The organism is Pantoea sp. X-Soil-MYKO-1785, assembly GCF_059730675.1.
Genome location: NZ_AP036000.1, coordinates 729263 through 749648 on the forward strand (window position 1 = coordinate 729263; position 20386 = coordinate 749648).

General features: G+C 55.9%; 15 protein-coding genes and 1 pseudogene. 9 read left to right on the forward strand and 7 right to left on the reverse strand.

Going from position 1 to position 20386, the window contains the following annotated elements:
- Positions 1-159: 159 nt before the first annotated feature.
- Positions 160-1056, reverse strand: a complete 897-nt coding sequence (gene nadC, locus AC6I8D_RS03230) for a carboxylating nicotinate-nucleotide diphosphorylase (RefSeq protein WP_312055391.1) — start codon at positions 1054-1056, stop codon at positions 160-162.
- A gap of 199 nt (positions 1057-1255) precedes the next feature.
- On the opposite strand from nadC, the gene ampD reads away from it, so the two are divergent.
- A complete protein-coding gene (ampD, locus tag AC6I8D_RS03235) occupies positions 1256-1807 on the forward strand; it encodes a 1,6-anhydro-N-acetylmuramyl-L-alanine amidase AmpD (protein ID WP_497819648.1) in 552 nt (183 codons plus the stop codon).
- A gap of 16 nt (positions 1808-1823) precedes the next feature.
- Positions 1824-2679, forward strand: a pseudogene (ampE, locus tag AC6I8D_RS03240) (beta-lactamase regulator AmpE).
- On the opposite strand, the gene AC6I8D_RS03245 reads toward ampE, so the two are convergent.
- From AC6I8D_RS03245 to AC6I8D_RS03260, 4 genes are all read right to left on the reverse strand, one after another.
- Positions 2661-3620, reverse strand: coding sequence for a glycoside hydrolase family 43 protein (locus tag AC6I8D_RS03245; RefSeq protein ID WP_312055394.1), 960 nt, complete (start codon positions 3618-3620; stop codon positions 2661-2663). The pseudogene ampE and the gene AC6I8D_RS03245 overlap by 19 nt on opposite strands.
- Complete coding sequence (locus AC6I8D_RS03250; RefSeq protein ID WP_031376691.1) at positions 3617-5029, reverse strand: glycoside-pentoside-hexuronide (GPH):cation symporter; 1413 nt, start codon at positions 5027-5029, stop codon at positions 3617-3619. The genes AC6I8D_RS03245 and AC6I8D_RS03250 overlap by 4 nt, the downstream gene beginning before the upstream one ends.
- 199 nt (positions 5030-5228) lie before the next feature.
- Positions 5229-6584 carry an aromatic amino acid transporter AroP gene (gene aroP / locus AC6I8D_RS03255; RefSeq protein WP_031376690.1) on the reverse strand — a complete coding sequence of 452 codons (1356 nt, stop codon included), beginning with the start codon at positions 6582-6584 and terminating at the stop codon, positions 5229-5231.
- Between the two features lie 58 nt (positions 6585-6642).
- On the reverse strand, positions 6643-6918 hold the full coding sequence (locus tag AC6I8D_RS03260; protein ID WP_497819649.1) for a hypothetical protein: 276 nt from the start codon (positions 6916-6918) through the stop codon (positions 6643-6645).
- A gap of 182 nt (positions 6919-7100) precedes the next feature.
- Here AC6I8D_RS03260 and pdhR point away from each other — a divergent pair, with 182 nt between their 5' ends.
- From pdhR to lpdA, 4 genes are all read left to right on the forward strand, one after another.
- Positions 7101-7865: a pyruvate dehydrogenase complex transcriptional repressor PdhR gene (gene pdhR, locus AC6I8D_RS03265; protein ID WP_031376689.1), complete on the forward strand. Its 765-nt coding sequence runs from the start codon at positions 7101-7103 to the stop codon at positions 7863-7865.
- Between the two features lie 103 nt (positions 7866-7968).
- The gene (gene aceE / locus AC6I8D_RS03270; protein WP_031376688.1) at positions 7969-10635 is read left to right on the forward strand and encodes a pyruvate dehydrogenase (acetyl-transferring), homodimeric type; all 2667 of its coding nucleotides are present in this window, start codon (positions 7969-7971) and stop codon (positions 10633-10635) included.
- Between the two features lie 14 nt (positions 10636-10649).
- Positions 10650-12554: a pyruvate dehydrogenase complex dihydrolipoyllysine-residue acetyltransferase gene (gene aceF / locus AC6I8D_RS03275; protein WP_497819650.1), complete on the forward strand. Its 1905-nt coding sequence runs from the start codon at positions 10650-10652 to the stop codon at positions 12552-12554.
- A gap of 160 nt (positions 12555-12714) precedes the next feature.
- Positions 12715-14139 carry a dihydrolipoyl dehydrogenase gene (gene lpdA, locus AC6I8D_RS03280; protein WP_031376687.1) on the forward strand — a complete coding sequence of 475 codons (1425 nt, stop codon included), beginning with the start codon at positions 12715-12717 and terminating at the stop codon, positions 14137-14139.
- Positions 14140-14553: 414 nt separating this feature from the next.
- Here lpdA and AC6I8D_RS03285 read toward each other — a convergent pair whose 3' ends face one another.
- Positions 14554-15450 (reverse strand): LysR family transcriptional regulator, encoded by an 897-nt coding sequence (locus AC6I8D_RS03285; protein WP_497819651.1) that lies wholly within the window; start codon positions 15448-15450, stop codon positions 14554-14556.
- Between the two features lie 102 nt (positions 15451-15552).
- Here AC6I8D_RS03285 and AC6I8D_RS03290 point away from each other — a divergent pair, with 102 nt between their 5' ends.
- From AC6I8D_RS03290 to yacL, 3 genes are all read left to right on the forward strand, one after another.
- Entirely contained in the window at positions 15553-16065 is a 513-nt protein-coding gene (locus AC6I8D_RS03290) for a phenolic acid decarboxylase (RefSeq protein WP_497820648.1), read from the forward strand.
- A 461-nt stretch (positions 16066-16526) separates the two neighbouring features.
- Positions 16527-19124, forward strand: a complete 2598-nt coding sequence (acnB, locus tag AC6I8D_RS03295; protein ID WP_312055400.1) for a bifunctional aconitate hydratase 2/2-methylisocitrate dehydratase — start codon at positions 16527-16529, stop codon at positions 19122-19124.
- Between the two features lie 186 nt (positions 19125-19310).
- The gene (yacL, locus tag AC6I8D_RS03300) at positions 19311-19694 is read left to right on the forward strand and encodes a protein YacL (protein WP_031376684.1); all 384 of its coding nucleotides are present in this window, start codon (positions 19311-19313) and stop codon (positions 19692-19694) included.
- 13 nt (positions 19695-19707) lie between these two features.
- Here yacL and AC6I8D_RS03305 read toward each other — a convergent pair whose 3' ends face one another.
- The gene (locus AC6I8D_RS03305; RefSeq protein WP_497820649.1) at positions 19708-20379 is read right to left on the reverse strand and encodes an SDR family NAD(P)-dependent oxidoreductase; all 672 of its coding nucleotides are present in this window, start codon (positions 20377-20379) and stop codon (positions 19708-19710) included.
- Positions 20380-20386: the final 7 nt, after the last annotated feature.

Sequence of the window (20386 nt, forward strand, 5' to 3'; positions counted from 1 at the left end):
TAAGAAAACGTCAGACTAAAAAGGCGGGCAGCAGAATCACAGTCGCAGAGTGAAACAATGGAAAAGGGGGCGAGAACATATTTATGGCTTGCAGTGCAGCCGAAAAGGTCATGGAAGGGGGATCGCAAAAAACGCCGTGCGGGAACACGGCGCGGTCTCTTACTGTTGCTGAAAACGCATCGATAAATCGAGAGCGCGCACATGTTTGGTCAGCGCGCCCACGGAGACATAATCGACGCCGGTCTGCGCAATCTGAGGCAAGGTGGCTTCCGTAACGTTGCCAGAGACTTCCAGCAGCGCCCGCCCCTGATTACGCTCCACCGCGGTCCGCATCTGATCCAGGCTGAAGTTATCCAGCATGACGATATCCGCCGCTGCGTCCAGCGCCTGGTCCAGCTCCTCCAGAGATTCGACTTCAACTTCTACCGGCACATCCGGCTGCAGCCACTGCGCCTTTTCTACTGCCTGACGGATCGATCCGCTGGCAATAATGTGGTTCTCTTTAATCAGATAGGCATCGGACAGGCCGAGGCGATGGTTACTGCCGCCACCGCACAGTACGGCATATTTCAGCGCGGTACGCAGCCCGGGCAGGGTTTTTCGCGTGTCCAGCAGCTGCGTCTGGCTATTCGCCAGCAGCGCTACATAGCGGCTGACCTCGGTGGCAACGCCAGAAAGCGTCTGGACAAAATTGAGCGCGGTACGTTCAGCGGTCAGCAGCAGTCGCGCCGGGCCGTCGATGTCGAACAGCGGCTGATCAGGCTCGATGCGGTCGCCATCTTTCACATGCCAGGTCAGGGTCGCGTGCGAGCCAAGCTGAATAAACACCTCTTCGACCCAGCGTTTACCACAGAAAACACCCGCCTCACGGGTAATCACCTGCGCGTGGGCCTGCGTTTCGGCAGGTAACAGCTGAGCAGTGATATCACGATCGGCGTCAATTTCGCCGCCAAGATCTTCCTGTAAAGCACGCGCGACAGCCTCAGGGATGTCACCTTCAATGCGTCTAATCAGCGCCTGGCGGCGACTGTCCGGATCATAACCACGCGAAGACATATGCGATCAACTCCAAAAAAGGGATGATGAGTGAGGCGTTCACAATAGCCTGAACCGCCGCAGCGTACCAGAGATGAACAGAATTTTGTTTAGTATCCTTAACAACAGCTGTTCGGGTCGCAGTTTGATGACGCATTAAGACGCAAGAAACCCTTACTATTCATGCTATTCTCAGCCTGATTGAACAAGGAAATGCAGCATGAAACTTGAAGATGGCTGGCTGACCGGGGTGCGTCAGGTCCCCTCGCCGCATTGCAATGATCGACCCGACGACGAGGCACCTTCGCTGCTGGTGATCCACAATATCAGCCTGCCGCCGGGCGAATTTGGCGGCCCGTGGATCGATAAACTGTTCACCGGTACGCTGCCGCCGGATGCCCATCCCTATTTTGCAGATATCGCCAGCCTGCGCGTGGCGGCGCACTGCCTGATTCGCCGGGAGGGGGAGATTGTGCAGTATGTGCCGTTTGATAAACGCGCCTGGCATGCAGGCGTGTCGCAGTTCGAAGACCGGGAAAACTGCAACGACTTCTCGATTGGCATTGAACTGGAAGGAACGGATAACCAACCCTATACCGAGGCGCAATATCGGGCACTGCAACAGGTTACACAGGTGTTGTTGCAGCACTACCCCATCACGCCTGCGCGCATTACCGGACACAGTGATATCGCGCCGGTGCGCAAAACCGATCCCGGACCTGCATTTGACTGGGACTACTATAAGCAGCTGTTAACGCAGCAAAAATCGTGATTTTTGCGGAGTCAGTATGACGTTGTTTACCTTGTTATTGGTTTTAGGCTGGGAGCGCCTGTTTAAGCTGGGCGAGCACTGGCAGCTCGAACATCGGCTGGAGCCGTTTTTTTCGTCGTCGCCAGCATTTCTCGATGATGCGCACCCTGCTGATGACGGTGCTGGTGATGGCCGTGACGGCACTGGTAGTCTGGAGCCTGAAGGGGCTGCTGTTTGGCGTGCTGCAACTGCTGTTCTGGATCGTCATCGGGCTGTTATGTATCGGGGCGGGATCGGTTCGTCTGCACTATCACACCTATCTGAAAGCGGCCAGCCACGATGATGCCGCTGCCCATCAGGCGATGGCGGCAGAGCTGACTCTGATCCACGGTGTGCCGGTTGAGTGCAGCGAGCGTGAATTCCTGCGCGAACTGCAGAATGCGCTGATCTGGATTAACTTCCGCTTCTACCTCGCGCCGATGTTCTGGCTGGTGGCAGGCGGCGCATGGGGACCGGTGCTGCTGGTGGGTTATGCTTTCCTACGCGCCTGGCAGGGCTGGCTGGCAAAACAGGGCACGCCGATGGCGCGTGCGCAGTCGGGTGTGGATGGCATACTGCACGTGCTCGACTGGATCCCGGTGCGGCTGGCAGGTGTCGCTTACGCCTTGCTGGGACACGGCGAGAAAGCGTTGCCGGCATGGTTTGCCTCGCTGACCGACCGTCATCGTTCGCAGTATCAGGTGCTGACCAGCCTGGCCCAGTTCTCGCTGTCGCGCGATCCACACACTGATAAAGTGGAAACGCCACGGGTTGCCGTGGCGTTAGCGAAACGAACGTCGCTGGTGCTGGTGGTGGCTGTTGCGTTGCTGACGATTTACGGCACGCTGGTGTGATCGGCGGGCGGCACGCCAAAGTCAGGTGTGCCATCTGCCCGCCAGTCAAAGTACTTCAGCCGGGTATGGCGATTCGGGTCCCATAACGGGTCGCCTTCAATTTCGGTGTAGTTACGCGCGTGGTAAACCAGCACGTCGCGTCCCGCCTCATCCTGGGTAAAGCTGTTGTGGCCCGGTCCATACTGATGATTATCCCAGCTCGATACAAACACCGGCCGCGCAGATTTCTGCCAGGCGGTGACGTCGAGCGGATCGGCATCGATCGCAATCGACAGTAAACCCAGACAGTAATTCTCATCGGTGGCGCTGGCAGAGTAGGTTACGAACAGCCGATCGCCATGGCTGATCACCGCCGCGCCTTCGTTAACGCTAAACCCGGCACATTCCCATTCATATTCCGGTCGGCTCAGCATCACCGGCGTGCCTTTCAGCGTCCAGGGGTTAAGCAGCTCTGCCAGATAGAGGTTGGAGTTACCCGGAATAGCCGGATCTTTTTGCGCCCACAGATACCAGTTCTTACCCTGGTGCACGAAGTGGGTGGCATCAAGTGAGAAGCTGTCGAACTGGCTGAATACCCGGCGGCACGGCAGCCATTCGCCCTGCAGCGGATCGGCTGCATCACACACCAGCGCGTACATCCGATGCTGAAACAGACCATCTTTGATGTCGCGCGTCGGAGCCGCGGCGAAGTAGATCACCCACTGGCCATCAATAACGTGCAGTTCCGGCGCCCAGATCAACTCGCTGCAGGGGCCGCTGTCCGGTTTGCGCCAGACCACCACCGGTTCGGCGCTGCGCAGGCCATCCAGCGTATCGGCTCGCCGGATCTCCAGCCGGTCATATTCCGGCACCGAGGCGATAAAATAGTAGTGCTGATCATGACGCAGGATAAACGGGTCGGCGCGCTGTTCAATAAAGGGATTAGGCCAGGTAGTGGTCATTTTACTTCTCCGGTTTGCGGGACAACCCCGTCGCGTGGGCGAGTAGTCTGTAAGTCTCGGAAATTTTCGCGGCGCAGCGCGAGATCCTGCTGGATAGTGATCATCATTTTACGGTCGACCTTCATCAGGCGCACTACACCCGCAGTAATCAGATAGCCAACGCCAGGGATCACAGTAAACAGCAGCATGATGCCGTTGATCGCTTCCGGCGACTGCTGTTTCGCCCCGGCATTGTAGCCGTAGATCGACAACAGGAAGCCAACCATCGCCCCGGCGACCGCCAGTCCCACTTTGAGAAAGAACAGGTTACCGGAGAAGCTGATACCGGTGATGCGTTTGCCGGTTTTCCATTCGCCATAGTCATCGACATCGGCCATCAGCGACCAGTGCAGCGGCGACGGAATCTGATGCAGGATGTTCAGCACAAAGTAGGCGATCACCACCATCAGCGTGGCGTGCGGATCGATCCAGTAAAATGCGCTGGAGAACAGCGCCAGTGCAATGTTGGTCCAGAAGAAGACCTTGAGCTTACACCAGCGGTCGGTCAGCACTTTTGCCAGCGTACTGCCGAACATCATGCCAATCACGCCGAGGCTGATAAACAGCGTGGCGAAGTGGGTCGATTGTCCCATTACCCAGGTCACGTAATACATGGTGGCGGCCATGCGGATAAAGCCGGGACAAACGTTGCAGAAGGTCAGCAGCAGAATGCGCACCCACTGGTCGTTTTTCCAGACGTCGCGCAGATCTTTCTTCAGATCGTCATTGCTGGGGACAGCAGGATGAATACGCTCACGCACCGTGGCAAAGCAGAACAGGAACATCGCCAGGCCGATGGTTGCCAGCACGGTCATCGCCATCTGATAGCCCCGCGCCTTGTCTTCGCCGCCAAACCATTCCGCCATCGGCAGCAGCGACATCGACAGGATCAGCGTTGCGATGCCGACCATCACGAAACGGTAAGACTGACAGGAGACGCGCTCACCGGGATCGTTGGTAATTACGCCGCCCAGCGAGCAGTAGGGAATGTTGATGGCAGTGTAGGTCAGCGACATCAGGAAGTAGGTGACGAAGGCCCAGATCACCTTGTTATGGTAGGTCCAGTCCGGCGTGGTAAACATCAGCACGCTGAACAGCACATACGGGACGGAAACCCACAGCAGCCACGGGCGGAAACGACCCCAGCGACTCTGGGTGCGATCGGCAATCGCGCCCATAATCGGATCGGTTACCGCATCCAGTACCCGCACCGACAGCAGCAGCGTGCCGACCAGCGCCGGGGCTAAACCGAAAACATCGGTATAGAAGTAGTTAAGGAACAGCATGATGGCACCGCCAATCATGTTGCATCCGGCATCGCCCATGCCATAACCCAGTTTTTCTCGAAACGAGAGGGCTGCACCTTTCATGGTTCTCTCCTGCGCATCCGGTGTGAACAGGAATTATTGTCGCTAAATCAGAGAGATGACTGGGAATAAATCGCCGTGAAGATGGACAAATCAGGTGCGCGGGGAGAAGTGTGAGCTGGATCGGTCTTTGGCAGCCTAAGCTGGCGGGGGAGAGTAGCCTGCTGCGACAGCTCTCGGTGTCGCAGCAGGAAAGTGCTTATCAGGCTTTCTGCGTCTGATTCTTAATGAAGTAACCGATGCCCAGGATGACCAGCCAGACCGGGATCAACCAGACGGAAATCGCCATGCCCGGCGTGTTTGCCATCAGGACCAGAATCGCCGCCAGGAAGATCAGGCAAATCCAGTTACCCACCGGATAGAGCAGCGCTTTAAAGCGGGTGGTGACCCCTTGCTGATCTTTCTTACGACGGAATTTCAGGTGGGCCAGGCTGATCATCGCCCAGTTGATCACCAGCGCAGAAACCACCAGAGACATCAGCAGGCCGAAAGCCTCGCCCGGCATCAGGTAGTTAATCAATACGCACAGCGCAGTCGCGACGGCGGAGACCAGAATGGTCAGCACCGGCACGCCGCGGCGATCCACTTTCAGCAGCGCTTTTGGCGCGTTGCCTTGCTGCGCCAGGCCAAACAGCATGCGACTATTGCAGTAAACGCAGCTGTTATAGACCGACAGCGCCGCAGTCAGGATCACCACATTCAGCGCATTGGCCACCATCGCATCACCCAGTTCATGGAAGATAAAAACGAACGGGCTGACTTCGGCGGTAACCCGGGTCCACGGCATCAGTGACAGCAGCACCGCCAGCGAACCGATATAGAAAATCAGGATGCGCCACAGCACCTGGTTGGTGGCTTTGGGAATGCTGGTTTCCGGATTATCGGCTTCTGCGGCGGTAATCCCCACCAGTTCCAGACCGCCAAACGAGAACATAATGATCGCCATTACCATCACCAGCCCACCGAGGCCGTGAGGGAAAAATCCGCCCTGTTCCCACAGATTGCGCACCGTTGCCTGCGGGCCGCCGCTGCCGCTGAACAGCAACCAGCCGCCGAACAGGATCATGCCAATCACCGCGACCACTTTGATGATGGCGAACCAGAATTCCATCTCGCCAAACACTTTCACGTTGGTCAGGTTGATGGCGTTGATCATCACAAAGAAGATGGCGGCTGAGGCCCAGGTCGGAAAGTCAGGCCACCAGAACTGGATATATTTGCCGACTGCGGTCAGCTCCGCCATCGCCACCAGTACATAGAGTACCCAGTAGTTCCAGCCCGATGCGAAGCCAGCAAAATTGCCCCAGTACTTATAAGCGAAGTGGCTAAAGCTGCCGGCAACCGGCTCTTCCACCACCATCTCGCCTAACTGGCGCATGATCAAAAAGGCAATAAAGCCGGCAATGGCATACCCCAGAATAACGGCCGGCCCGGCGGACTCAATGACCGATGCACTGCCGAGAAACAGGCCGGTCCCCACCGCACCACCCAGCGCGATGAGCTGAATATGGCGGTTCTTCAGGCCACGTTTCAGCGCTTCGCCTTGCTGTTGTTCCATACAAACCTCGTGATGTTTTTATTCTTCGTTCGCAGCGCAAACCGCTGTAATGAAGTGGTTACATTAATGTATTGATTTTTTTACGGTATCTGGCCTGCCGTCTGCTGCCATGCGCTACCCTGGCGACAAGAATAGTGATAAGCGAATCGCTTTGCACCTGCTTTCGCTTTTTGTGCTGGGCATTGACTGAAAAAACAGCGTCCGGCTCACGTTGGTGTTGCCCAAATTTCTGCCATGAAATGTTACTTATGACGAATAGCTTTCGCTTATGGCTGCCGCTGCGTTTAACGGCTAAGCGGGTGTAAGGTTTGGTAAAAGTGAAAATATTTAACATTTACTTCCACGGTAATTTTTCATTTTTTTAACCGTAAGTTAGCGTCAGCACTGGCTTTAGCCATGGTGGAATGTCATCTGCACCGTATAGACACAAGGTGAATACTTTGTTACTTTACCGGCTCCTTTTGACAATTGGTATTACCAATTTACTCCGGACGATTGGCTTAATAAGAAGGGACGATGGCTTACAGTAAGATTCGCCAACCCAAGCTCTCCGACGCTATCGAGCAACAGCTCGAATCCCTGATCATGGAAGGGACGCTGCGTCCGGGAGAGAAGCTGCTCCCCGAGCGCGAACTCGCCAAACAATTCGATGTCTCACGTCCGTCTCTCCGCGAAGCGATCCAGCGCTTAGAAGCCAAAGGATTACTGCTACGCCGTCAGGGTGGCGGAACGTTCGTACAGGAGCATCTCTGGCAAAGCATGAGCGATCCACTCGTAGAGCTTCTCGCCGACCATCCGGAATCACAATTTGACCTGCTGGAAACGCGCCACGCCTTAGAAGGCATTGCCGCCTATTATGCGGCGCTGCGCGGCACCGAAGAGGATCTGCTGCGGATTCGCGATTGCCATCTGCAGATCCAGCAGGCACAGGACAGCGGCGACTTAGACGCCGAAGCGGACGCAGTGATGCAGTATCAGATCGCTGTCACAGAAGCCGCCCATAATGTTGTGCTTTTGCATTTGCTACGCTCTATGGGCCCTATGCTGGAACGAAACGTCCGTCAGAATTTTGAATTGCTCTACTCGCGCCGGGAAATGCTGGCGAAAGTGAGCGGTCACCGCGCCAGAATCTTTGAGGCGATTGTGGCTCGTGAGCCGGAAAAAGCGCGCGAGGCTTCACACCGTCACCTGGCGTTCATTGAGGAAATCTTGCTGGACAGAAGTCGGGAGCAGAGCCGTCGAGAACGCTCCCTGCGTCGTTTACAGCAACGTAAGGAATAACGTGCGACAAAGATCGTACGGACATGTGCGACGAGCCTGCCTGCATGTGCTGAAACAGGCTCCCGATTATTCAACGTATTAGACACAGATAAGGAACACACCCATGTCAGAACGTTTACACAATGACGTGGATCCGATTGAAACTCGTGACTGGCTACAGGCGATCGAATCGGTCATCCGTGAAGAAGGTGTTGAACGTGCGCAGTATCTGATTGATCAGGTACTGGGTGCAGCCCGCAAAGGCGGCGTGAACGTTGCTGCAGGATCTTCTGCAATCAGCAACTATATCAACTCTATTGCCGTTGAAGATGAACCGGATTATCCGGGCAACACCTCTCTTGAACGTCGTATCCGTTCCGCGATCCGCTGGAACGCCATCATGTCGGTGCTGCGCGCATCAAAGAAAGACCTGGAACTCGGTGGCCATATGTCCTCCTTCCAGTCTTCTGCCACCATTTATGAAGTGTGCTTTAACCACTTCTTCCGCGCGCGCAGTGAGAAGGATGGCGGCGACCTGGTTTACTTCCAGGGCCACATTTCCCCTGGTATTTATGCCCGTGCGTTCCTTGAAGGTCGTCTGACTGAAGAGCAGATGAACAACTTCCGTCAGGAAGTGGCCGGTAAAGGCCTCTCTTCTTATCCGCACCCGAAACTGATGCCGGAATTCTGGCAGTTCCCGACCGTTTCTATGGGTCTGGGTCCGCTGTCGGCTATCTACCAGGCGAAGTTCCTGAAATATCTGGAACACCGTGGCCTGAAAGATACCTCGGCGCAGACCGTGTACGCCTTCCTCGGCGATGGCGAGATGGATGAGCCGGAATCAAAAGGCGCAATCACCATCGCCACCCGTGAAAAACTGGATAACCTGGTCTTCATCATCAACTGCAACCTGCAGCGTCTGGATGGCCCGGTCACCGGTAACGGTAAGATCATCAACGAGCTGGAAGGCATCTTTGCCGGTGCTGGCTGGGAAGTGATCAAAGTCATCTGGGGCGGTCGCTGGGATGAGCTGCTGCGCAAAGATACCAGCGGCAAGCTGATTCAGCTGATGAACGAAACCGTTGACGGCGACTATCAGACCTTTAAATCCCGTGATGGCGCCTATGTGCGTGAGCACTTCTTTGGTAAATATCCGGAAACCGCCGCGCTGGTTAAAGATATGTCCGATGATGAAATCTGGGCACTGAACCGTGGCGGCCACGATCCGAAGAAAATCTACGCGGCGCTGAAAAAAGCACAGGACACCAAAGGCAAGCCGGTGCTGATCCTGGCGCATACCATTAAAGGTTATGGTATGGGCGACACCGCGGAAGGCAAAAACATTGCTCACCAGGTGAAGAAGATGAACATGGATGGCGTGCGCTATATCCGTGATCGCTTCAACGTGCCGGTAGCGGATGACAAGATTGAATCACTGCCGTACGTGACCTTCGACAAAGGCTCTGAAGAGTACAACTATCTGCACGGTCAGCGTGAGAAGTTGGGCGGCTACCTGCCGACGCGTCAGCCGAAGTTCACCGAGAAGCTGGAAATGCCAGCGCTGGAAGAGTTCGGTGCGCTGCTGGAAGAGCAGAACAAAGAGATCTCTACCACCATCGCCTTTGTGCGTGCCCTGAACGTGATGCTGAAGAACAAGTCGATCAAAGATCGTCTGGTTCCAATCCTGGCGGACGAAGCGCGTACCTTTGGTATGGAAGGTCTGTTCCGTCAGATCGGTATCTACAGCCCGAACGGCCAGCAGTACACGCCGCAGGACCGTGAGCAGGTTGCCTACTACAAAGAAGACGAGAAAGGCCAGATTCTGCAGGAAGGGATCAACGAGCTGGGCGCAGGGTCATCCTGGCTGGCGGCGGCGACCTCTTACAGCACCAATAACCTGCCGATGATCCCGTTCTACATCTACTATTCGATGTTCGGCTTCCAGCGCATCGGCGATCTGATGTGGCTGGCGGGGGACCAACAGGCGCGCGGCTTCCTGGTCGGCGGCACCTCCGGTCGTACCACGCTGAACGGCGAAGGTTTGCAGCATGAAGATGGTCACAGCCACATTCAGTCGCTGACCATTCCGAACTGTATCTCCTACGATCCTTCATATGCGTATGAAGTCGCGGTGATCATGCATGATGGTCTGGTGCGGATGTATGGCGAAGCGCAAGAGAACGTCTACTACTACATCACCACGCTGAACGAAAACTACCACATGCCGGCGATGCCGCAGGGTGCGGAAGAGGGTATCCGTAAGGGTATCTACAAGCTGGAAACGGTCGACGGCAGCAAAGGTAAAGTCCAGCTGCTGGGTTCAGGTTCTATCCTGCGTCACGTACGTGAAGCCGCGCAGATCCTGGCGAAAGACTACGGTATCGGCTCTGACGTCTACAGCGTGACCTCGTTCACCGAACTGGCGCGTGACGGACAGGATTGTGAGCGCTGGAACATGCTGCATCCGACAGAAGCACCGCGCGTGCCTTACATTGCTCAGGTGATGAACGATGCACCGGCCGTCGCCTCAACCGACTACATGAAGCTGTTCGCTGAGCAGGTTCGTAGCTATGTGCCAGCCAGCGACTATCGCGTGCTGGGTACCGATGGCTTTGGTCGCTCTGACAGCCGCGAAAATCTGCGTCATCACTTCGAAGTGGATGCATCTTATGTCGTGGTTGCCGCGCTGGGTGAGCTGGCTAAACGTGGCGAGATTGAGAAGAAAGTGGTGGCTGACGCGATCACCAAATTCAATATCGATGCCGATAAAGTTAACCCGCGTCTGGCTTAAGAGGTAATAGAGTAATGGCTATCGAAATTAAGGTACCGGATATCGGGTCTGACGAAGTAGAAGTCACCGAGATTCTGGTGAAAGTTGGCGACAAGGTGGAAGCCGAACAGTCGCTGATCACCGTGGAAGGCGACAAAGCCTCAATGGAAGTGCCTTCGCCGCAGGCTGGCGTGATCAAAGAGATCAAAATCGCCACCGGTGACAAAGTGGAAACCGGCTCGCTGATCATGATGTTTGAGGCAGAAGGTGCGGCAGAAGCTGCCCCGGCACCGGCCGCAGAGAAAAAAGCCGACGCGGCCCCGGCGCCAGCGGCTGCCTCTGCTACCGCCAGCAAAGATGTCAATGTGCCGGATATCGGCGGTGACGAAGTTGAAGTCACTGAGATTCTGGTGAAGGTTGGCGACAAAGTTGAAGCAGAACAGTCGCTGATCGTGGTGGAAGGCGACAAAGCCTCGATGGAAGTCCCGGCTCCGTTCGCTGGCACCGTGAAAGAGATCAAGATTGCCACCGGCGACAAAGTGAGCACCGGTTCGCACATCATGGTGTTTGAAGCGGAAGGCGCAGCGCCAGCCGCTGACGCGAAACCTGAAGTGAAAGAAGAAGCGGCAACGGCTCCGGCTGCGGCTGCGGGCGCAAAAGAGGTTAACGTACCGGACATCGGTGGTGACGAAGTAGAAGTCACTGAAGTGCTGGTTAAAGTCGGCGACAAAGTTGAGGCTGAGCAGTCCCTGATCGTAGTGGAAGGCGACAAAGCGTCAATGGAAGTGCCTGCGCCATTCGCGGGCACCGTGAAAGAGCTGAAAGTGACCACCGGCGACAAAGTCAGCACCGGCTCGCTGATCATGGTGTTTGAAGTGGAAGGTGCCGCGCCAGCCGCAGCACCGGCCGCCGCGAAGCAGGATGCAGCCGCACCGGCAGAAAAAGCCGAAGCGAAACCTGCCGCAGCACCGGCAGCAGCCAAAGCGGAGAGCAAAGGTGAGTTTGCCGAGAACGATGCGTACGTTCACGCTACCCCGTTGATCCGTCGTCTGGCGCGTGAGTTCGGTGTCAACCTGGCGAAAGTCAAAGGCACCGGCCGCAAAGGTCGCATCCTGAAAGAAGACGTGCAGAGCTACGTGAAAGAGGCGGTCAAACGCGCTGAAGCTGCACCTGCTGCTGCCAGCGGCGGTGGTCTGCCAGGCATGCTGCCATGGCCGAAAGTGGACTTCAGTAAGTTTGGTGAAATCGAAGAAGTCGAACTGGGACGCATCCAGAAAATTTCCGGTGCTAACCTGAGCCGTAACTGGGTGATGATCCCGCACGTTACGCATTTCGACAAAACCGACATCACCGACCTGGAAGCATTCCGTAAGCAACAGAACGCGGAAGCCGAGAAGCGTAAGATGGACGTGAAGTACACCCCGGTGGTGTTCATCATGAAAGCGGTCGCTGCGGCGCTTGAGCAGATGCCACGCTTCAACAGCTCGTTGTCAGAAGATGCGCAGAAGCTGACGCTGAAGAAATACATCAACATCGGTGTGGCGGTTGATACGCCGAATGGCCTGGTGGTTCCGGTCTTCAAGGACGTGAACAAAAAAGGCATCACCGAGCTGTCGCGTGAACTGATGGCGATTTCGAAGAAAGCGCGTGACGGTAAGCTGACGGCAGGGGACATGCAGGGCGGATGCTTTACCATCTCCAGCCTTGGCGGCCTGGGAACCACCCACTTCGCGCCGATCGTTAACGCGCCGGAAGTGGCAATCCTTGGCGTCTCCAAATCGGCGATGGAGCCGGTATGGAACGGTAAAGAGTTTACGCCGCGTCTGATGATGCCAATTTCTCTTTCCTTCGATCACCGGGTTATCGACGGTGCTGATGGTGCGCGTTTCATCACTTTGATCGGCAATATGCTGTCCGACATTCGTCGTTTAGTTATGTAAATGTGAAGAAGGCCGGCGAAAGCCGGCCTTCCTGTAACGATTCGTCGCACCGCGGTTGGCAGTTTGTTAACAATTCTGTAAACTCTTGCGGTGAAAGTCCCGGTGGAACAAGGGCATCATAAGAACGTCTGACCCGCCGGATATCAAATAAGAGGTCATGATGAGTACAGAGATTAAAACCCAGGTCGTCGTACTTGGGGCGGGTCCTGCAGGATACTCTGCAGCCTTCCGTTGCGCGGATTTAGGTCTGGAAACCGTACTGGTAGAGCGTTACAGCACCCTTGGTGGTGTTTGTCTGAACGTCGGTTGTATCCCATCTAAAGCGCTGCTGCACGTTGCTAAAGTGATTGAAGAGGCGAAAGCCCTTGAAGAGCACGGCATTGTGTTTGGTCAGCCATCGACTGATATCAACAAGATTCGCAGCTGGAAAGAGAAGGTGATCAACCAGTTGACTGGCGGCCTGTCAGGTATGGCAAAAGGTCGTAAAGTCAAAGTGGTTAATGGCCTGGGCAAATTCACCGGTGCTAACACCCTGGTGGTTGAAGGAGAAGGCGGCGCGACCACCATCAACTTCGATAACGCTATCATCGCTGCGGGTTCACGCCCAATCGAACTGCCGTTTATTCCACATGAAGATCCACGCGTCTGGGACTCAACCGATGCACTGGAACTGAAAGAAGTACCGAAGCGTCTGCTGGTTATGGGTGGCGGTATCATCGGTCTGGAAATGGCGACGGTTTATCATGCGCTGGGTTCAGAGATTGATGTGGTCGAAATGTTCGATCAGGTCATCCCGGCTGCGGATAAAGACGTGGTGAAAGTCTTCACCAAGAAAATCAGCAAGAAATTTAACCTGATGCTGGAAACCAAAGTGACCGCCGTTGAAGCAAAAGACGATGGCATTTACGTTTCGATGGAAGGTAAAAAAGCCCCAGGCGAAGCACAGCGTTATGATGCCGTGCTGGTTGCTATCGGTCGTGTACCGAACGGTAAGGGTCTGGATGCGGGCAAAGCGGGCGTGGAAGTGGACGATCGCGGCTTCATTCGCGTCGATAAGCAGATGCGTACCAACGTGCCGCACATCTACGCTATCGGCGACATCGTCGGTCAGCCAATGCTGGCGCACAAAGGCGTGCACGAAGGCCACGTCGCGGCGGAAGTGATCTCGGGTCTGAAGCACTACTTCGATCCTAAAGTGATCCCATCCATCGCCTATACCGAGCCAGAAGTTGCCTGGGTCGGCCTGACCGAGAAAGAAGCGAAAGAGAAAGGCATCAGCTACGAGACCGCCACCTTCCCGTGGGCAGCCTCTGGCCGTGCTATCGCTTCTGACTGTGCAGACGGCATCACCAAACTGATTTTCGACAAAGAAACGCACCGGGTTATCGGTGGCGCGATTGTCGGCACCAACGGCGGCGAGCTGCTGGGTGAAATCGGTCTGGCGATCGAGATGGGTTGTGATGCGGAAGATATCGCGCTGACCATCCATGCTCACCCGACCCTGCATGAGTCAGTGGGTCTGGCGGCGGAAATCTTTGAAGGCAGCATCACCGATCTGCCTAACGCGAAAGCGAAAAAGAAATAAGTCGCTCTGACTGATAGAAAAGCTCCCGATAAGGGGGCTTTTTTTTGCCTGAATTTTGGACTGGCGATTAACTGTGCATCTGGCTTAAGTCTGGGTGTAGAATTCGGTAGAATTATCAGGCTTGAAAAAGAAGTTAGTAATCAATCAGATAATTTTAGAGTGTTCCCCGCGCGAGCGGGGATAAACTGCCAGTTCTTAGAATTCGTAATGCGAAGGGCGGGTGTTCCCCGCGCCAACGGGGATAAACCGCAATCGCAGTTGCCGCTGCTCTGCGTGATGCCGTGTTCCCCGCGCCAGTGGGGATAAACGCTCATCGATGGCCATCACCGCTATTACGGCACGTGTTCCCCGCTTCTGCGGGGACTGACTACCTCAACCCGCACTCATCCTCTCCCACGAACGAAACACGTACCATCACACCCGCCGATCAACCGCCACCTGGTCGATAAACATCTGCGCCAGTACCGCAATCGCCGCATTGCCCGGTAATCTCTCTTCATTAATGCGCAGCTTCAGCGAGGTTGAACGTCGACGTCCCTGCAGCAGCGGAAGCGGGCGCAGCTCGCCGCTCTCCAGCAGGGCGGCAATGTTCTTCTCCGGCAACCAGCCATAGCCCAGCTGATGCTGCACCGCCTCAATAGCCGCCGACAGGGTAGTGAAGGACCAGTTCTCTGCCTGCTCGCCACTGACTTCTGACTGCTGCTGTTGCTGCCGATCGAGGATGGTAATGCAGGGCCAGCGCGCCAGCGTCGTCGCACTGAGCGGAGCCGGTTCGCTGTGCAGGGGATGATCGCGATGGGCGACGGCAATAAAATCGACGCTCATCAGACTCTCACCTGCCAATGACTGGTCGTCGCTGTCTGCCACCAGCCAGAGATCGGCCTGCTGTTCCGCCAGCCTGAGCGGCGTTTCGCTGCGGACGATTTCACTGAACCAGACGCGGACGTGCGGATAACGCTGCTGAAACTGGTGCAACACCTTAAACAGCAACGGTTTGGGCGCGATGGCGTCGACCATCAGGTCAACACGAGACGGCTCGCCGCGCTGCAATGCCGCCGCCTGCGCTTCCAGCCCGCTAAAACCGGTCAGCAGCGGCCGCGCCTGCGCCAGTAGCTGCTGGCCCTCCGCCGTCAGAACCGCCCGGCGTCCTTCCTGTTGCAGTAGCGCTACGCCCAGCCGCTGCTGCAGCAGACCAATTTGATAACTGACCGAGGACTGGCTGCGGTTATTTTTCTCTGCCGCCAGCGCAAAGCTTCCCTGTTTAACCACCGAGTCGAGAAGAAACCACTGTTCGAGTGTCGTTTTATGCATGGCAATCTATCTAAAATTTGAATGGATAGGTGCTAAAAATAGCGTTATTAATCGGTTTTGTAACGCGCAATAATCTCCTCAAGGCAAATAAATGAGGAAAACATCATGAGCACATTCGATAAAAACAACCTGTCTGGTCTGGTCGGCAAACACCTGGTTTATACCTATGACAACGGCTGGAACTATGAGCTCTATATAAAAAACGCCAACACCGTTGATTACCGTATTCACAGCGGAATGGTGGGGAACCGCTGGGTGAAAAATCAGCACGCTTATATCGTCCGTCTGGCACAGGATGTCTATAAAATCTCATGGACCGAACCAACCGGCACCGATGTCAGCCTGGCAGTTAACCTGACCGATAAAATTTTCCACGGCACCATCTTCTTCCCACGCTGGGTGATGAACAATCCGGAAAAAACTGTCTGCTTCCAGAACGAACATCTGGAAGAGATGGCGCAATATCGCGAGACAGGTCCGGCTTATCCGACTGAAGTGATTGATGAGTTCGCTACGCTGACCTTTATCCGCGATGCCGGCGAAAACAACGACAGCGTGATTGACTGTCCGGCCAGCGAACTGCCCGCCGATTTTCCTGCCAACCTGAAAAACTAACCTCGTTCAGAAGAGCCCATGCCGGGCTCTTCTGCTTCTCTTACCCTCGAACACCTTCTGCCGTCTGCTGCGAAACAGCAGCTGAAATTGCCAGCAACTCGCCAAAAATTATCTTCAGGCCGGCGTTCTATTCCTCGCCGTTATACATTTCAGATAAATCATTGCAGAGTAAATCCTGACCAGCAGGTCAGATCTGGCTAATGTTTTTCAGCGGCGCGATGGCGCGCTTTGCGGGCCGGTTTGCTGTCCGCAGGGGCGATGGCTGGCGACATGAAACCGGCGCGATCGGTTATGCATTTAATGTTGTATTTTTGTAAACAGATTAACAAACACCCGAAATCCTGCTATTCTGCCCTCCGCGAAACCGGGCACCTCAACCTGGACATCATAAGGCAAGGTTGTTCTCCATAAGTGAGCAAGGTGGTCGGAAAGCCCTACATAATGAGAGCGAGGATAACGTCGTGCTAGAAGAATACCGTAAGCACGTTGCCGAGCGTGCCGCCGAAGGGATCGTACCTAAGCCTTTAGATGCTTCCCAAATGGCCGCGCTGGTTGAACTGCTAAAAAATCCACCTGCGGGTGAAGAAGAATTTCTGACCGATCTGTTGGTCAACCGTGTTCCACCCGGCGTCGATGAAGCGGCGTACGTTAAAGCGGGTTTCCTGGCCGCTGTCGCCAAAGGCGAAGCCACCTCTCCTCTGATCTCTCCTGAAAAAGCGGTTGAACTGCTCGGCACCATGCAGGGCGGTTACAATATTCATCCGCTGATCGAGGCGCTGGACGACCAAAAACTGGCCCCAATCGCGGCCAAAGCCCTGTCACACACGCTGCTGATGTTCGACAGCTTCTACGATGTAGAAGAGAAAGCCAAAGCGGGCAACGACTACGCGAAGCAGGTGATGCAGTCGTGGGCAGATGCGGAATGGTATCTGTCACGACCAGAACTGGCGGAAAAGATTACCGTCACCGTGTTCAAAGTCACCGGCGAAACCAACACCGACGACCTCTCTCCGGCACCGGATGCCTGGTCACGTCCTGACATCCCACTGCACGCTTTAGCGATGCTGAAAAATGCCCGTGAAGGCATTGAGCCGGATGAGCCAGGTAACGTCGGCCCGATCAAACAGATCAAAGCGCTGCAGGAAAAAGGCTTCCCGCTGGCTTACGTCGGTGACGTGGTCGGTACCGGTTCCTCACGTAAATCCGCCACCAACTCGGTGCTGTGGTTTATGGGCGACGACATCCCGAACGTGCCGAATAAAAAAGGCGGCGGTGTGGTGCTGGGCAGCAAAATTGCGCCGATCTTCTTCAACACCATGGAAGATGCCGGTGCACTGCCGATCGAAGTCGACGTGAACAACCTGAACATGGGCGATGTCATCGACATCTATCCATTCAAAGGCGAAGTGCGTAACCACCAGACCAACGAATTGCTGGCCAGCTTCGAACTGAAAACCGAAGTGCTGATTGACGAAGTGCGCGCTGGTGGCCGTATTCCTCTGATCATCGGCCGTGGACTGACCACCAAAGCGCGTGAGTCGCTGGGTCTGCCGCACAGCACCGTATTCCGTCAGGCGAAAGATGTGGCGGAGAGCACCCGTGGTTTCTCGCTGGCACAGAAAATGGTCGGCCGCGCCTGTGGCGTTGAGGGTGTTCGTCCGGGCGCCTATTGCGAACCGAAAATGACCTCGGTGGGATCGCAGGATACTACCGGTCCGATGACCCGTGATGAACTGAAAGATCTGGCCTGCCTCGGCTTCTCAACCGATCTGGTGATGCAGTCGTTCTGTCACACCGCGGCTTATCCTAAGCCGGTGGATGTGAATACGCACCATACGCTGCCTGACTTCATCATGAACCGTGGCGGTGTGTCGCTGCGTCCGGGTGACGGCATTATCCACAGCTGGCTGAACCGTATGCTGCTGCCGGATACCGTCGGCACCGGCGGCGATTCACATACCCGTTTCCCTATCGGCATCTCCTTCCCGGCGGGTTCTGGCCTGGTGGCGTTTGCCGCAGCGACCGGTGTTATGCCGCTCGACATGCCGGAATCTGTGCTAGTGCGCTTCAAAGGTAAAATGGAGCCGGGCATTACGCTGCGCGATCTGGTTCATGCCATTCCGCTGTATGCCATCAAACAGGGTCTGCTGACCGTTGAGAAGAAAGGGAAGAAAAACATCTTCTCTGGCCGCATTCTTGAGATTGAAGGTCTGCCGGATCTGAAAGTCGAGCAGGCGTTTGAGCTGTCAGATGCGTCAGCTGAACGTTCCGCGGCCGGCTGTACCATCAAGCTGGATAAAGACCCGATCATTGAATACCTCAACTCCAACATCGTTCTGCTGAAGTGGATGATTGCTGAAGGCTATGGCGATCGCCGTACCCTGGAGCGTCGTGTTGAAGGCATGGAGAAATGGCTGGCGGATCCACAACTGCTGGAAGCGGATGCGGATGCGGAATATGCCGCCGTGATTGAGATCGATCTGGCGGATATTAAAGAGCCGATCCTTTGCGCACCAAACGATCCAGACGATGCTCGTCTGCTGTCTGATGTGCAGGGCGAGAAGATTGATGAAGTCTTTATCGGATCGTGCATGACCAACATCGGTCACTTCCGTGCCGCCGGTAAGCTGCTGGATAGCCATAAAGGCCAGTTACCGACCCGTCTGTGGGTGGCTCCGCCAACCAAGATGGATGCGGCGCAGCTGACCGAAGAAGGTTACTACAGCGTATTTGGTAAGAGCGGCGCGCGTATCGAGATCCCAGGCTGTTCACTCTGCATGGGTAACCAGGCGCGTGTGGCGGACGGTGCGACGGTGGTCTCCACCTCAACCCGTAACTTCCCGAACCGTCTGGGTACCGGCGCTAACGTCTACCTGGCGTCAGCCGAGCTGGCGGCGGTGGCCTCACTGTTAGGTCGTCTGCCAACGCCGGATGAGTATCAGCAATTTATGGCGCAGGTGGATAAAACCGCCAGCGACACTTATCGCTATCTGAACTTCGACCAGCTGACCCAGTACACCGATAAAGCTGACGGCGTGATTTTCCAGACTGCGGTCTGATGCACTGACCAGCAGCAAAAAGGGGCGATGATTCGCCCCTTTTTTTCGTCTGTACGACGGTAACCGGTGCGATGAAAAGCTGGATTTCGCCGGACAGCCTGCAATAATGCGCCACTTGTCACACTTTGCCGTTAAGGCAGCGCTGACACTGACAAGGTGACGCGATGATGTTGAGAGGAACGGGCGATGGAATATGAATTTTTACGCGATGTGACCGGCCAGATTAAGGTGCGCATGTCGATGGATCACGAAGCGGTCGGCCACTGGTTCAATGAAGAAGTCAGGGACGATCCCGGCCTGCTGGATGAAGTCGAAGCGGCGATCGAAGATGTAAAAGGCAGCGTGCGGCAATGGCAGCGCGTCGGCAGCGAATACACTATCCTGCTGGACGAGGAAGAGGTGATGATCCGCGCTAACCTGCTGGCGCTGGAAGATGACGGCATGGAGGAGGGGATGAACTACTACGACGAAGAGAGCCTCTCATTCTGCGGCATTGAAGATTTTCTGCTGGTGATCGCGGCTTATCGCCAGTTTGTGAATCAGTACGGCAATAAAAGCCGGGCGACCTGAGCCGCCCGGCCGGTTAACTGAGAGATGCCCCGCCACACAGCACCAGCTGCTGTCCGGTCATCGCCGCCGCGGCAGGGGTGAGCAGAAAATGCACCAGCCCGGCCACTTCCTGCGGCTGAATAAAACGGCCAATTGGCGGCAACCTCGGCGGTGAGCTGGCCCGATCCGGCTGTTGCAGCATCGGCGTGTCGGTTGCGCCAGGCGCCACAATATTGGCGGTAATGCCGCGCGGTGCCAGTTCTGCCGCCCAGCTGCGCACCATCCCGATCATCGCGGCTTTAGTCGCCACATACTGACTGCGTCCTGCCGCTCCGCCTGAGGTGCGGCTGCCCAGCAGCACAATTCTGCCGCCACTGGTCATCCGTGGCGCGCAGTGATTAGCCAGCTGCTCCGCCGCTGCGACATGCAGCTGCCATAAGCGTGCGCTGGCGTTGAGATCGAGTTCACCCAGCGGCGCAGTCTGCATCATGCCCGCCGCATGCACCAGCGCCTGGGGCACCGGCAGCTGAGCTAACACCTCTTGCAGGGCGGCGGCATCGCTGATATCCACCTGATAGCTCTGCAGGGCCGGATGCTGCCGCGTCAGCGCCGAGCGACTCAGGCCGATTACCTGCCAGCCCTCTACCAGCAAGCGGTCGACAATCGCCTGACCGATGCCTGAACTGGCACCGGTGATCAGCGCCATATTGTCT